The organism is Paenibacillus xylanexedens (genome assembly GCF_001908275.1).
GTDB classification, from domain to species: Bacteria; Bacillota; Bacilli; order Paenibacillales; family Paenibacillaceae; genus Paenibacillus; species Paenibacillus xylanexedens_A.
In genome coordinates, this window is record NZ_CP018620.1 from 5638792 (window position 1) to 5652585 (window position 13794).

Annotated in this window: 14 protein-coding genes; all 14 read right to left on the reverse strand. The window is 46.6% G+C overall.

Features of this window, described 5'->3' with window-relative positions:
• Positions 1 to 210 precede the first annotated feature (210 nt).
• Positions 211 to 2286, reverse strand: coding sequence for a glycine--tRNA ligase subunit beta (gene glyS / locus BS614_RS24705; protein WP_074095875.1), 2076 nt, complete (start codon positions 2284 to 2286; stop codon positions 211 to 213).
• A complete protein-coding gene (gene glyQ / locus BS614_RS24710; RefSeq protein ID WP_074095876.1) occupies positions 2279 to 3166 on the reverse strand; it encodes a glycine--tRNA ligase subunit alpha in 888 nt (295 codons plus the stop codon). The genes glyS and glyQ overlap by 8 nt, the downstream gene beginning before the upstream one ends.
• 410 nt (positions 3167 to 3576) lie before the next feature.
• Positions 3577 to 4329, reverse strand: coding sequence for a DNA repair protein RecO (gene recO, locus BS614_RS24715; protein ID WP_047843778.1), 753 nt, complete (start codon positions 4327 to 4329; stop codon positions 3577 to 3579).
• Positions 4330 to 4362: 33 nt separating this feature from the next.
• Entirely contained in the window at positions 4363 to 4503 is a 141-nt protein-coding gene (locus tag BS614_RS24720) for a YqzL family protein (RefSeq protein WP_074095877.1), read from the reverse strand.
• 104 nt (positions 4504 to 4607) lie between these two features.
• Positions 4608 to 5507 carry a GTPase Era gene (gene era, locus BS614_RS24725; RefSeq protein WP_017687248.1) on the reverse strand — a complete coding sequence of 300 codons (900 nt, stop codon included), beginning with the start codon at positions 5505 to 5507 and terminating at the stop codon, positions 4608 to 4610.
• A 39-nt stretch (positions 5508 to 5546) separates the two neighbouring features.
• Positions 5547 to 5960 carry a cytidine deaminase gene (locus tag BS614_RS24730; protein ID WP_074095878.1) on the reverse strand — a complete coding sequence of 138 codons (414 nt, stop codon included), beginning with the start codon at positions 5958 to 5960 and terminating at the stop codon, positions 5547 to 5549.
• Positions 5961 to 6218: 258 nt separating this feature from the next.
• A complete protein-coding gene (locus BS614_RS24735) occupies positions 6219 to 6590 on the reverse strand; it encodes a diacylglycerol kinase family protein (protein ID WP_074095879.1) in 372 nt (123 codons plus the stop codon).
• Positions 6590 to 7087, reverse strand: coding sequence for an rRNA maturation RNase YbeY (ybeY, locus tag BS614_RS24740; RefSeq protein WP_074095880.1), 498 nt, complete (start codon positions 7085 to 7087; stop codon positions 6590 to 6592). Before ybeY ends, BS614_RS24735 begins: the two co-directional genes overlap by 1 nt.
• A gap of 113 nt (positions 7088 to 7200) precedes the next feature.
• A complete protein-coding gene (locus BS614_RS24745; RefSeq protein ID WP_074095881.1) occupies positions 7201 to 9450 on the reverse strand; it encodes an HD family phosphohydrolase in 2250 nt (749 codons plus the stop codon).
• A 16-nt stretch (positions 9451 to 9466) separates the two neighbouring features.
• Positions 9467 to 10438 carry a PhoH family protein gene (locus tag BS614_RS24750; RefSeq protein ID WP_017687243.1) on the reverse strand — a complete coding sequence of 324 codons (972 nt, stop codon included), beginning with the start codon at positions 10436 to 10438 and terminating at the stop codon, positions 9467 to 9469.
• A gap of 6 nt (positions 10439 to 10444) precedes the next feature.
• Positions 10445 to 11638 (reverse strand): sporulation protein YqfD, encoded by a 1194-nt coding sequence (gene yqfD / locus BS614_RS24755; protein WP_074095882.1) that lies wholly within the window; start codon positions 11636 to 11638, stop codon positions 10445 to 10447.
• Positions 11635 to 11928 (reverse strand): sporulation protein YqfC, encoded by a 294-nt coding sequence (gene yqfC, locus BS614_RS24760; protein ID WP_017687241.1) that lies wholly within the window; start codon positions 11926 to 11928, stop codon positions 11635 to 11637. Before yqfC ends, yqfD begins: the two co-directional genes overlap by 4 nt.
• 180 nt (positions 11929 to 12108) lie before the next feature.
• A complete protein-coding gene (locus BS614_RS24765) occupies positions 12109 to 12708 on the reverse strand; it encodes a hypothetical protein (RefSeq protein WP_074095883.1) in 600 nt (199 codons plus the stop codon).
• A gap of 13 nt (positions 12709 to 12721) precedes the next feature.
• Entirely contained in the window at positions 12722 to 13732 is a 1011-nt protein-coding gene (floA, locus tag BS614_RS24770) for a flotillin-like protein FloA (RefSeq protein WP_017687239.1), read from the reverse strand.
• Between the last annotated feature and the right edge of the window lie 62 nt (positions 13733 to 13794).

A 13794-nucleotide genomic window follows, 5' to 3' on the forward strand; every position in this document is an offset into this window, starting at 1 on the left:
ATAAAATAGCTGCATATTGTTATATACGACCCCGGCCAGGCAAAATCCTTCTGCCGGAACGAGGGAAATCAAAGGCTAAAATACGGAGCGGTTGTCAAAAATACATTTCACAACCCGTTCCGTATATTTATACCCTCATATATCCTTCTTTAATACTGAATTTTAGCTTTGCGCCAAGTCTGTGGACAAGGACTCATGAAATACGCCCAATTACCAAACCAACTTGGAAAAATCAGCAAATCCTTTCAAGTCACGATCAATAGCCGCGAGCAAGGCAAGTCGGTTCGCCCGAACAGCTTCATCTTCGGCCATAACCATGACCGAATCGAAGAATGAGGTAATACCATCCTTCCAGGCAGATGCAATAGCCAGTGCTTCAGCAGCATGATGCTGAGTCAACGCCTGACGATATTCTGCATTCGTTTTGCTCCATGCCTCATGGAGCTGACGTTCTCCATCTTCTGTGAACAGTTCTGGATGTACGGAAGCATTGGATGCTTTGGCAGCCAGATTGCCCACACGGTTGAACGATTCAACCGTTGTTTTGAATGCGTCTCCTGTCATAACAGCCGCCATCAACGCTTCACCTTTTGGAACCACAGCGCTGATATCATCGAATCCGGAAGAAATTACGGCATCCACTACGTCGTAGCGAACTGTTTCGGACAACAATTTTTTCACACGAAGACCAAAAAAGTCTTGCAGATCTTTACGAACCTCTTCATCTGCACGTTTCAACAGGTTCATCTGGGCATGCACTTGAAGTGCTACTCCGAACACGTCTGACAATGTCAGCGGAAGCTTGTGATCCAGCAAAATCTGTACAATACCTGCAGCCTGGCGGCGCAGCGCGTACGGATCCTGAGAACCCGTTGGAATAATGTTGATGGAGAAACAACCCATGATTGTATCCATTTTGTCCGCAGCACTCACAATGGCACCAACAAGAGAAGCAGGGGATTGATCTCCAGCGAAACGTGGCTGATAGTGTTCAAATACCGCTTTGGACACCTCTTCTTTTTCGCCAGCTTTACGAGCGTAATCCTCACCCATCACACCTTGGAGTTCCGGGAATTCTCCCACCATCAGTGTCACCAGATCGAATTTGCAGATATCTGCTGAGCGGCTAACGGATTCAGCTACATCACCGGATACTTGCAGTTTGGCAGCAAGTCCATCGGCAATCTTGCGAATACGACGCACTTTATCTCCAACCGTTCCCAATTCTTCCTGGAAGACGATACTTTCCAGCTTCGACAATGCATCCTTAATCTGTAGTTTCTGATCTTCCTCATAGAAGAACTTGGCATCAGACAGACGTGCACGCAGAACTTTTTCATTCCCTTTGGCAATAACGTCCAGTGAATCACTTCCACCGTTACGTACCGTCACGAAGAATGGCAACAATTGTCCTTCATTGTCCAGTACAGGGAAATAACGCTGATGCTCACGCATGGAAGTAATCAATACTTCTTGTGGAATATTCAAGAATGAGGAGTCAAATGTCCCGAACAATACGGTAGGTGTTTCCACCAGGAACAGAACTTCCTCCAGCAAGTCTTCCTTAATCGCGATATCCCATTTTTTCTCCGCAGCCAGTGCCTGAATCTGGGATACAATCATCTGTTCACGTTCCTGGATATCAGCAATGACATGTTCAGAACGCAACACTTCCACGTATGAAGACGGAGTGGAGATCACAGCCTCCTTACCGAGGAAACGATGTCCGCGAGTTACATTACCCGACTTAATACCTGTCACTTCCAGATCGATAACCTCACTGCCGAGCATAGCCACAATCCAGCGGATTGGACGTACAAATTTGAAATCATAGGAAGCCCAACGCATGAATTTTGGGAACGTCATGGCATGTAATACAGAAAGTAATCCTTCGCCAACTACAGAAGCCGTCTCCACACCTTTGCTGCTCTTTGTTGCATAGATATATTCAACACCGTTCAGTTCCTTGAACGTGAACTGGTCCGGTTCAACACCTTGACTGCGGGCGAATCCGAGTGCAGCCTTGCTCCAATTGCCACTGTCGTCCAGGGCAATTTTGCGTGAAGGACCTTTCACTTCTTCCTCGATATCTTCCTGCTTTTCAGCCACATTCTGAATCAAAACAGTTAGACGGCGCGGTGTAGCATATGCATTCACTTCACCATAAGCAATGCGGGATGCGTCAAGCCATTTCACGACACGCTCTTGCAGCTGTGCGATTGCTGCGCGCATAAAGCGTGCAGGTACTTCTTCCAGCCCGATTTCAAACAACAGATCCTTAGACATGCTCGGCTCCCCCTTTCTTGAGCAGCGGGAAGCCTAGCTTCTCACGCTCTTCCATATATGTTGCAGCGACTTGGCGAGCCAGATTACGAACACGTGTGATGTAGCCCGTACGTTCCGTTACACTGATGGCTCCACGTGCATCCAACAGGTTGAACGTGTGGGAACATTTCAGCACATAGTCATATGCCGGGAATACCAGATGCTGCGCCATGGCCTTGTTTGCTTCTTCTTCATGCATGTTGAAGAGTGTAAACAGCATTTTGACATCAGATACTTCAAACGTATATTTAGAGTGTTCGAATTCTGGCTGACGGAATACATCACCATAAGTGATACCTTCCACCCATTCCAGATCAAACACATTCTCTTTATCCTGAATGTAAGAAGCCAAACGCTCCATACCATACGTAATTTCAACAGCTACCGGATTTGTCTCGATCCCACCAACCTGTTGGAAATACGTAAATTGTGTAATCTCCATTCCGTCCAACCATACTTCCCAACCAAGACCTGCACAACCAAGGGAAGGGTTCTCCCAGTTATCTTCAACAAACCGAATATCATGTTTGAGCGGATCAATGCCCAGACGCTTCAAACTTTCCAGGTAAATTTCCTGAATATTGTCCGGTGAAGGCTTGATGATGACCTGGAACTGATGATGCTGGTACAGCCGGTTAGGGTTCTCGCCATAACGTCCGTCCGAAGGACGACGGGAAGGCTCCACATAGGCTACTTTCCAAGGTTCGGGTCCAAGCGAGCGTAAAAAGGTCATCGGGTTCATCGTACCTGCCCCTTTTTCCGTATCGTATGGCTGGACAATAATACAGTTATGCTCGGCCCAGAATTGTTGCAGCGTTAGAATCATCTGCTGAAAATTCATAATCATGCTCCTTTTCAATGGTTTGTTAGCAAGCTTAGGACGGTGAAGACAACAATAAATAGCCCCCGTCCTACGCCTGTTGTACAGACGTAGGGACGAGAGCTATTCCCGCGGTTCCACCCTACTTGGCTTAGATCAAACAAGATGATCCTGTTCGTTCCAGCCCACTTTTCCGTGTCCATTCATGCTCCCGAGTGCCGTTTCAAAAACCGATTCAGCCAGGCTCCCACCATCCCCGGCTCGCTCATTCATGATTCGCAAGTGTTATACAACGACTTGTCTCCATAAATGCAATAAATCCAGTCTTTTACTTTCTCGTTCAATGCATGTCTCATAAAGAGAAATTATATTTCATAATATATAAAATCTAGTATGAAGTCAAGATATAGTTTCGCTTCCACCAAAACGCCTCAAATCCCGTACTTCTCCATCTGATCGAGGAAAGAACGGGATTTAAGATTCAGACCGAGCTGATGATCCATAAAAGCACGCATCAACTTTTTGATCTCATCACGGGTAGACTCACTCACTGATATATTCCCCAAGCGCTGCAGATCCAACTGTGCGAACAAACGCAACAACTTCAGAGCCTTTGGACTAACTGACATCGCTGGAGGATCAAAATGTTTGCATGCTCGACACAAGACGCCACCAAGTCTGGGACTTATAAACAACTGCTCATCTGGTCGCTCCTGATTGCAGGAGATGCACTCATCGAACTGTGGACCATACCCGGATGCCTGTAATATTTTCATTTCGTACAGACTTGTAATAACAACCGGATCTTTCTCTTCCTTCAACGCCTGCAAACACGCCTTTAACTGTTTGAACCAAAATGTACCTGTCTCTTCATCCTGAAGCACCCGATCCAATAGTTCACACGCATAAGAGGCATAAGAGGCCTTGACCAGATCTTCACGCAACTCATGATAGGATTCAACAATTTCTCCAGCGTTCAGTGTGCCTAGACCTGTATTGCGAAAATATACATATTGACCATACGTAAACGGCTGCACCAGTGCAGCATGTCGGCTCTTGGGCTTTTTGGCACCGCGGACGAGTACCCCTACTTTCCCGCCGCTTTCGGTGCAAAGCGTAATGATTTTGTTCCCTTCGCCGTAGTCCATGCTGCGGATGACAATCCCTTCCACCCTGTATAGCATGCCTCGTCACCTAACCATTCCCGAATCAGCCAGTTATCCTTCGGCTTCTTCATCTTCAATCACTTCCCTTGCATTATCCGACTCCTGTCCTAACGAGTTACACGCCTCGGTATATAACAAATAGGACTCCACATCCCCCGTCATCGCAAAAACCTTCCACGAAAAATCTCGCATCGGAATTTCATCCTCTCTTCGGAAATGACGTCTGCATCTACCAAATAGGATGGAGTCTTGCAAGGTAAACTATGTGTTGCAATTACTGGATACAATTCCGACGATCAGTCGCGGCCAAAGCCAAGGTCACGCAGAACTCTATCCTGATTTCTCCAGTCTTTTTTCACTTTAACCCACAGGTCCATGAAAATTTTGGAGCCGAGCAAGTTCTGAATGTCGTGTCGAGCTCGTTTACCCACTTCTTTCAGAAGGGCTCCCTGCTTCCCGATAATGATCCCTTTTTGCGAATCCCGTTCCACAAAAATGACAGCTGAGATATAAACGACACCGTTATCTTGCACTTTCATATCTTCGATCGTTACAGCAATGGAGTGAGGCACTTCTTCACGAGTCATTTGCAAAATTTTCTCACGAATCAACTCGGCACATACAAACTGCTCTGGATGGTCAGTAACCTGGTCATCAGGATAGTACTGTGGACCTTCAGGCAAATACTTGCCGAGCTGTTCCAGTAATGTGCTAACATTATTGCCATGCTTGGCAGACACAGGGACAATTTCAGCGAAATCGTGTAATTTGCGATACTCTTCAATAAGTGGTAACAGCGCTTCCGGCTCAATTTTGTCAATTTTGTTCATGACGAGAATGACAGGTGTACGGATATTTTTCAGCTGTTCCGCAATATAGCGGTCACCACCGCCCATACCTTCGGAAGCATCAATCAAGAATAAGGCTGCTTCTACTTCACTCAGTGTGTTCAAAGCGGTCTGGTTCATATAATCGCCTAATTTGGACTGACGTTTATGAATCCCTGGTGTATCCAGAAAAACGATCTGTTGATTGTCCGATGTATATACACCGTGAATTTTATTGCGGGTTGTTTGCGGCTTGTCCGACATAATTGCAATTTTCTGTCCGATGACTTGGTTCATCAATGTGGATTTACCAACGTTAGGACGTCCGATAATGGCTACAAAACCGGATTTAAATTTTTGTTTTTTCATATGTTCCTCCTCAGGCGCCTAGGCCTGGAATGTATTGGTTTATTTTTTGGCGGAATTCAGATCAGAAGGCCCAAAAGCCCAAGGTAACAGTTCAGCAACGGTGGTCTCTTGCAGATCACCTTTCAAGTTCCCCAAGATGACTTTCATATCGGGTTCACACAGTTCGTACATGACCTGACGACATACGCCACATGGAGCAATCGGACCATCCGTGTCGCCCACAATGGCAATCGCTGTGAAGCTGCGAGGCTTCTGCCCACCTGCAATAGCACTGAACATCGCCGTACGCTCAGCACAATTCCCTGGTGTATACGCAGCATTCTCAATATTACAACCATGATGCACATGACCTTCACTGTCAAGCAAAGCCGCGCCTACACCAAAATGGGAGTAAGGCGTATACGCCTTCGTACGTGCCTTAATTGCTTCTTGCATTAACAAACTGTTATCCATCATTATTCTCTCCCTTAGGGTGCAATATAAAATCAAACTAGTGCATTTACACTGGACACTCCGCTGTCAGAACAACCTTCCGAGCGCTGTTATCCCCAGATTTTTTTAATCCCTTTTAAATAAGTGAAAATCCGGGGATAAAGGCGCACACTCCGTTTCTTCAGGTTTTTTCTGACCTCTCCGTTATCGTGTTTGCATCAAGTAAATTTATATTAGTGTGTAGTATTAAAATCAAATCAAAACAAGGTTAAAACAAAATCAGTACAAACCCAGCCAGCTCATCACCGGCTTAATGAAAACGATACAACCGATGATGACGGCGAATACCGCAGCCAGCAGAACTGCCCCGGCCGCGGTATCCTTTGCCGCTTTTGCCAGCGGATGGATATGGGGGTGTGCCAAGTCAACCGCTGCCTCTACAGCCGTGTTCATCAATTCAGTCACCAGGACCAAAAAGACAGCGGTCAGCACAAACATCCAATCCGTTCTTGAGATTCTGAAAAAAAAGCCGGCTAAACACATCAAAATAGCCACTCCCGTGTGAACTCTCACATTACGCTGAGTCCGCAACCCATATGCGATTCCTTCCGCAGCATTGCGGAATACCAGACCCCAGGAGCGTCTTTTCATTATCGTGTCAACCCGGCCTGGGCCAATACCGCTTCTTGTTTGCCCATCATTTCAGCCTCACTTGCTTCATCCTGATGGTCGTATCCGAGCAGGTGCAAGAAACCATGGACAAACAGAAAACCAAGTTCACGTTCAAATGAGTGTCCATACTCTTCACTTTGCAGGATGGTCCGTGGTACGGAAATGATGATGTCTCCAAGAACATCCGGCATTTCTTCCATTTCTTCATCTTCGTCCAGCTCATAGATAATATCGAGCTCTTCATCCACCGTTTCGTTCATCGCAAAAGACAGTACATCCGTAGGACGATCAATGCCGCGATAATCACGGTTCAACTCATGAATCTGCTCATCATTCACAAAAGTCAGCGCCACTTCCCCGTCTGTAACACCTTCCGCTTCTCCCGCGAGATTAAGCAACTGTTCCAGCATTGCAATCATTGGGTCTGTAATTTCTTTATCCTGTTGTTCATTATTCCATGCCAGATTAAGACTCATTCCTTCATAACTCCTATCTACTAATATTAGAGGTTGTTCAAAAAGACTTTCTAACTTCATCCCATCTTCTCGGTACTGAAAACCAACCTTTTTGAACACGAACTATTATTAAATTAGCCCGCTTCGGGTGAACTTGGCTTTGGTTTCTTAATCTCCTCCGGATATTCTATCCTGGAGTGGAAGATACCCATCACCGTTTCCTTCAATGTTCTGGCGACGATATCCAGTTCACGCATCGTAAGGTCACAATCATTGAATTGATGATCGTCCAATCGTCCTTTTATAATCTTCTCAATCATGGACTCCACTTGCTCCACTGTCGGTTTGCGCAAAGATCTCACAGCAGCCTCTACACTATCGGCAATGCCAACAATAGCCGATTCCTTGGACTGAGCCTTCGGCCCAGGGTAACGGAAATCTTCTTCCGTGAAATCAGGCTCAACGCCTGCTTCTTCCGCCTGGCGCAGTGCTTTGTGATAGAAATAGTGGAGAAATGTCGTGCCGTGATGCTGTTCCGCAATATCCCGAATAGGTCTGGGCAGCTTATAATCCTTCTGCATTTCCACCCCATCGCGCGCATGGGCAACGATAATGGATTTGCTCAGTTTCGGATCAATTGAATCATGTGGATTCTCCATATTGTTCTGATTTTCAATAAAATAGATGGGGCGCTTCGTCTTGCCAATATCATGATAATACGAACCGACTCGGCATAGCAATCCGTTAGCTCCTATGGCTTCTGCTGCTGCTTCGGACAGATTCCCTACCATAACGCTGTGATGATAGGTACCCGGTGTCTCCGTCAGCAACTTGCGTAGAAGCGGATGGTTCGGATTAGACAGTTCTACCAGTTTGAGCGCTGATAAAATGCCAAATGATGTTTCGAAAAATGGCATCAGCCCAATGACCAGTATGGCAGTTAACACGCCACCAGCAAATGCAAACCCAACGCCATACAGTGTCGTGGTTCGGTTCCAATCTCCCGAGTCAATCAAAGCCAAGGTGAAGACGGCTATGGACCCGAACAGACAGACCATAATGGCCCCTTTCAGGATCGTTGATCGCTGGCTAGCCTTATGAGTTGCGAAGATCGCAACAAATGAAACCAATACAGCGAAGAAACCCAGTTCGAAGTCAAAAAGTTGACCCTGATGCGTATTCAAAATAATGCTGGACAACATACCGATCAAAATCGAACATACAAAGGCAAGCGACGTATCCAGCAACAGCGCAATTAACATCGCTCCTACCGCAACAGGTGCAAGGAAGCCAACATAAGACCGCTCATTGGTTTGGATAATCGCCGTCACATGCATAACCACAATCGTAATAATAAAAATGAGAACAAGCATCAACAACTGCGCATTATTATATTTGAAATGTGTTCCGCTGCCTTGCTGAATATACATCAGAATTGCTGCTGACAACAGGCAGGAAAACATAAGAAGTCCAAGCTGCGGCCAGTAGTTCACTTCATTTTTCAGCAAATCATTTTCATCCAGCAAAGTATACATCTCCGGGGTGATCATCTCACCCTTGGCAACTAATGTGTCCCCTTGCTTGATAAAGACAGTTTGCGTGTTCTCACGCGCCTGAACTTTCGCTTCCTTGGTTCCCTCTTCGTCGTAGAAACGATTAGCGGTCACCACGAGACGAGCAAGCTCTTGCACGACCTCACGTTGCGTTCGCTTACCAAGAGAGCTGACACTCACCATCTCAGCTACTTTGGCGCGGGCAGTGGTTGCATCGCTGATCTGATCCGTCATTAACCGGGCAACAATATCCCTCGCAACCGGTTTCATCTCCTGGATATCATCCGATGTCAGACGTGAGATTTTGATGTAAGTTTCTTCGGGAATACGGTAGCTTTGCTCCTGTACCACATTTCTGATCTCTTCCAAAAGAGTCTCGGAGTATGTACCGGCTTTCCGATTATTATTGATATAGTTGGTCACAAAGTCCTTCTGGCGCTGCGGAATTTCATCCCGATAAATATCAATCTTGTCCTGACTTGAAATCTGATCATCCTGATTTAATCGATCTACACGGTCTAGCAGGGTAGTCATCAAATTTTCGTTTCGCAACTGGACAATCTGAAATATCGGCTGTACCCGTTCAGCAGCTTCTTCCTGTGCTTTGAGTGTGGCCTTGTTATTCGGAATCTGCATGGGCGCAGCAATATCCACTTCACTCCGTGTACCTTCCTGAATATCATACCGCTCAGGGAGCAGCTTGGAAGCCAGACTGACGTAGAAAAGAATCACCAGAAACAAAAACAGAAGATAGCGTGCCCACACGCTATACTTCCATCCTGTAGCCTTATTCTGAAAAGATTTGCCTTTTGACGGTTCCTTCGAGGTCACTTTAGACAATCCCTTTCTATGCTTGATTTTCTGCGGCGTGGTTGTAAGCCACGATAATTTTCTGGACAAGGGAATGCCGTACAACATCTTGCTCGGCAAAATAGACAAATCCAATCTCGTTAACTTCATTCAAGATCGTATTCGCTTCCACAAGCCCGGATTTCTTACCACGCGGTAAATCAATCTGTGTCACGTCTCCGGTGATGACCATTTTGGAGCCAAAACCAAGACGGGTTAGAAACATCTTCATCTGTTCCGGCGTTGTGTTCTGTGCTTCATCCAGAATGATGAAGGAGTCATCCAGCGTACGCCCCCGCATGTAGGCGAGTGGCGCGATTTCGATTAACCCTCGCTCCAATGCCTTAGCGGTCTGTTCCTGTCCCATAACGTCATATAGGGCATCGTACAGCGGTCTCAGATAAGGGTCTACCTTCTCCTGAAGATCACCTGGCAAAAATCCAAGACTCTCTCCCGCTTCAACAGCAGGCCGTGTGAGTACAATCCGTTTGACGCTGCCTTCTTTAATTGCGGCAACAGCCAGTACAACAGCAAGGTAGGTTTTACCCGTACCGGCAGGACCAATGCCAAATACAATATCACGTTTTTTAATTGTAGTTACATAGTGCTTCTGTCCAATGGTTTTAACACGGATTGGTTTACCTCGGTATGTCGTTGTAATCTCGCCCTTGAACAGATCCAATAGCTGGTCTGCCCGCATATCCTTGGCAAGTTCAATCGCATACTTCACATCTCTCTCGGTTAACACATATCCATTACGTATCAATTGCAGTAACACATCAAATAATTGTTCAAGCGATTCCACCTGCTGTGCGTTGCCAAATATCACAATCTCCGCTTCACGGGATGCAATCTGGGCGGGAATCTCGGATTCAATCAGTTTAAGAAAAGTATCTTGGGGGCCAAAAAGAGATTGGCCCTCTCCCGCACTCTGGAGGGAGATTTGTATGCTGCGTGTTTGCTCTGACAAATATCCTCATTCTCCTTGACTATGGACTAGCGGAAGTTCTTCCGCAATGCTTTCTTCTACTTCAAATAAGACTTTCATATAAACTTTACCATTCTCTTTCTTCTCATGCAAAATTTTTTCACTTATAATTTTTGTTCCTTTGCCGTTTTTGGCGATAATATCGTTCCTTGCTCCTTCCAATCCTTTTGTTCTGGCCCATTCTATCGTCTGTTGTTGCTCATGCTCTCGGGTCTCCAGATCTTTCTCTGTCAGCCAACCCATAGGAAGTGTAAAGGATCGCCACGTTAATGGTTTATGATTACTCTCGGTATCAAATGAAGTGAATGGTGTACTTCCGTACCCCCTCAGTTGGATCGCCCAATTCCCCAGTACCATGTAAAAACGTTCTTTGCTCTCACCTGTCATTGTATTATGTTTTTGCACTAGCGGAACCTCTACCTGATACTCACGCCATACCAGACCACGAACTTCGCCTTTGGCAACGATTGTTTTGGTGTTCTCCTCATCCCCGAGAATCCCCGAGATCAATACCTGACCCTTTTTGACACGCATGTCCTTCTGAACAACAGGGCGTCCCTGCTCCGCATAGATTTGAGTGACCACAGCATCTGACTTACTGATCAGATGTCTGGGATTCAGCAATGGTTCGCGCTTTGGTTGGGCAGATTCTACGACCTGAATGGTAATGGTTGTCCCCTCTTTGCTCACGCCAATCCAGGTTACATCCGGCAGAGCGAGTGCAAGCTGCCTGGAGAGCTTGTCTTGGCTTTGCAGACGGAACCCCCATTGCAAAGGATATATGCCCTCTTTCTTCGCTGCTGCAAGCACCTCGTCGGTGGGAATGGTGACGTTACCCTTGACCTCCACACTCCATACCATGGACGACAACGCAAACAAAGCTGCCACAAAAAACAGCATCCCCCCAAGAAAGAACTTCCTCCGCAATAAACGGGCCGCAAAAAAGGGGAAACCGCTGCGATGGGTTACTTTCACCCTGCAGCCTGTCCGTTTCAACACAGGACGCAACCTGAAAAAATGCGGCAGCAGAATGTTCATCTCTGCCACGCGTCCATCGTGAGCACGCAGGTTCCAAACTTCCAGTCCCTGCTCTGCCACCGTGTTGATTAATGTTTCAATGTCTCCCCCAGTGACCGTGATTCGGACTGCTCCCCGCAGTTTATACAGACTGGGCTGCTTCATCCGTTCCCCTCCACTCCATTCATATGAATATCCAGAATCGTTCCTTCAACAGCTACTTCATCCGGCAAAATATTACGTATCACCAAGGCAGTTCCTTTGATCTCTAACTGGCCTTGGGAAAGAGCCAACACGATACGATCCGGCGTGAAATGGATGACACCGCGATGATTCTCTATATACAGTTGCTTACTGCCGATCAGGGTTAACCGTGGCATATCATAAAGCACATCCTGCGGCAGATCCAACACTTCACTGGTCCATCTGCGCAGCTTGCGGCTGATCCGGGTCATTCGAAGGTCTTCCCCCTTCCTCTACAGTTCAACTTATGCGCAGATTCATGAATTTATGAAAATTCCGGGGCGTGTTAGGGACGAATGTTGAGAAAAAAGGATCGAACACAGAAAAAGCCGTCTCTGGTGGCTTTATGCTCACCAGAGACGGCTTTATTTCCGTCCAATAAATTGACTTGTTTACAGTTTCCCTCTTGTACCAAACGGCTGTTTGGAACGAGGGGAACCCAGTACTTCTGCCCACAGGACACCTGTACGAATATCAGCAGGACGAAGTGGAGACGCTCCCGATTCATCGGTGCTGGTCTCATCCCAACTGGAATCAGACACAACTGGCCGATTCGCAGAAGAGATGCGATTCAAGCGTTCTTCAATCAAGCGCTGCTGTTCTTCCATACCTCTCATCTGTTCCTCAAGTGAATTTTCCATGGCACTCATCGTGCCCTCACTTCTGTAGTCAGTTGCGGGGCGAGAAGATGCAGCAGGCTCCGAATACGGCTGATCATACTGATTCTCATATTGCACGTCATCATACCGATCGTCATACTGTTCATCATAGCGGGGGTCTGTAGGTCCGGAAGACTGCTGCGGAGATGAATTATCTCTTGAACGTTCATCCCGGCCTGAATCACCACTGCCTCCAAATGTAGGCATCCCGTTGGCAGGACGCTTTTTGTTCGGATCAGCCGATTTGGCAGCTTTCCCCAAGAAGGAGAAGAGTGCAAAACCGATGACGGCCACAATATACAGATTATCAAAAATCCATTCAAATAGGCCCATATGCACTCACCGCCTATCTTCCGTTTTTGGAATCACCCTGATCGTTGGAATTCGAACCTTCACCAGGTTTTCCCAATGTGTTACGCATTTGAGTATCCGCTTCAATGTTCTTCAGGTTCATGTAATCCATCACACCAATTTTACCGTTGCGAAGTGCCTCAGCCATTGCCAAAGGTACTTGGGATTCAGATTCAACCACACGTGCTCTCATTTCCACTACGCGTGCTTTCATCTCTTGCTCTTGCGCTACGGCCATTGCACGACGCTCTTCTGCTTTCGCCTGAGCGATACGTTTGTCAGCTTCTGCTTGCTCTGTTTGCAAGAAGGCACCAATGTTCTTACCTACATCAACGTCCGCAATATCAATGGACAGGATTTCAAAAGCAGTACCAGCATCCAGACCTTTGGACAATACGGTACGGGAGATCAGATCCGGATTTTCCAGGACGTCTTTGTGAGAATTGGAGGAACCGTTCGTACTTACGATACCTTCACCAACACGGGCAATGATTGTTTCTTCACCAGCACCACCGACGAGACGGTCAATATTGGCACGAACCGTAACCCGTGCTCTAACTTTAACTTCAATACCATCTTTGGCAACCGCAGAGACAATCGGTGTTTCGATAACTCGTGGGTTAACGCTCATTTGTACGGCTTGTAATACGTCACGACCTGCGAGGTCAATCGCAGCTGCACGTTCAAATTCGAGTGGAATGTTGGCACGTTGTGCAGCAATCAGAGCGTTTACAACACGGTCAACGTTACCACCGGCCAAGAAGTGACTTTCCAGTTGGTTCATGGTTAATTTAAGACCCGCCTTGGTAGCTTTGATCAGTGGATTTACGATACGGCTAGGCGTTACACGTCTCAGTCTCATCGCTACCAGTGTAATAATACTTACGCGTACACCGGATGCAATCGCTGAAACCCAGAGCATAACCGGGAAAAAGCTGAAGAATACGCTCAATACGATAATACCTACTACCGCAATGAGCAAAATCGTAATCATAGATGTGTCCATTGTTTAATTTCCTCCATTTGCAATTTGAATTTGATAAAAATATTTGAGAAGAGAAGACACTC

What these genes read in the sequence shown, in the direction of transcription:
- BS614_RS24765 (WP_074095883.1), bottom strand. Translation starts at nt 12,708, where the DNA reads ATGGGCCTATTTGAATGGATTTTTGATAATCTGTATATTGTGGCCGTC.
- yqfD (WP_074095882.1), bottom strand. Translation starts at nt 11,638, where the DNA reads ATGAAGCAGCCCAGTCTGTATAAACTGCGGGGAGCAGTCCGAATCACG.
- yqfC (WP_017687241.1), bottom strand. Translation starts at nt 11,928, where the DNA reads ATGACCCGGATCAGCCGCAAGCTGCGCAGATGGACCAGTGAAGTGTTG.
- glyS (WP_074095875.1), bottom strand. Translation starts at nt 2,286, where the DNA reads ATGTCTAAGGATCTGTTGTTTGAAATCGGGCTGGAAGAAGTACCTGCA.
- BS614_RS24730 (WP_074095878.1), bottom strand. Translation starts at nt 5,960, where the DNA reads ATGGATAACAGTTTGTTAATGCAAGAAGCAATTAAGGCACGTACGAAG.
- era (WP_017687248.1), bottom strand. Translation starts at nt 5,507, where the DNA reads ATGAAAAAACAAAAATTTAAATCCGGTTTTGTAGCCATTATCGGACGT.
- floA (WP_017687239.1), bottom strand. Translation starts at nt 13,732, where the DNA reads ATGGACACATCTATGATTACGATTTTGCTCATTGCGGTAGTAGGTATT.
- BS614_RS24720 (WP_074095877.1), bottom strand. Translation starts at nt 4,503, where the DNA reads ATGCGAGATTTTTCGTGGAAGGTTTTTGCGATGACGGGGGATGTGGAG.
- BS614_RS24735 (WP_074095879.1), bottom strand. Translation starts at nt 6,590, where the DNA reads ATGAAAAGACGCTCCTGGGGTCTGGTATTCCGCAATGCTGCGGAAGGA.
- ybeY (WP_074095880.1), bottom strand. Translation starts at nt 7,087, where the DNA reads ATGAGTCTTAATCTGGCATGGAATAATGAACAACAGGATAAAGAAATT.
- glyQ (WP_074095876.1), bottom strand. Translation starts at nt 3,166, where the DNA reads ATGAATTTTCAGCAGATGATTCTAACGCTGCAACAATTCTGGGCCGAG.
- recO (WP_047843778.1), bottom strand. Translation starts at nt 4,329, where the DNA reads ATGCTATACAGGGTGGAAGGGATTGTCATCCGCAGCATGGACTACGGC.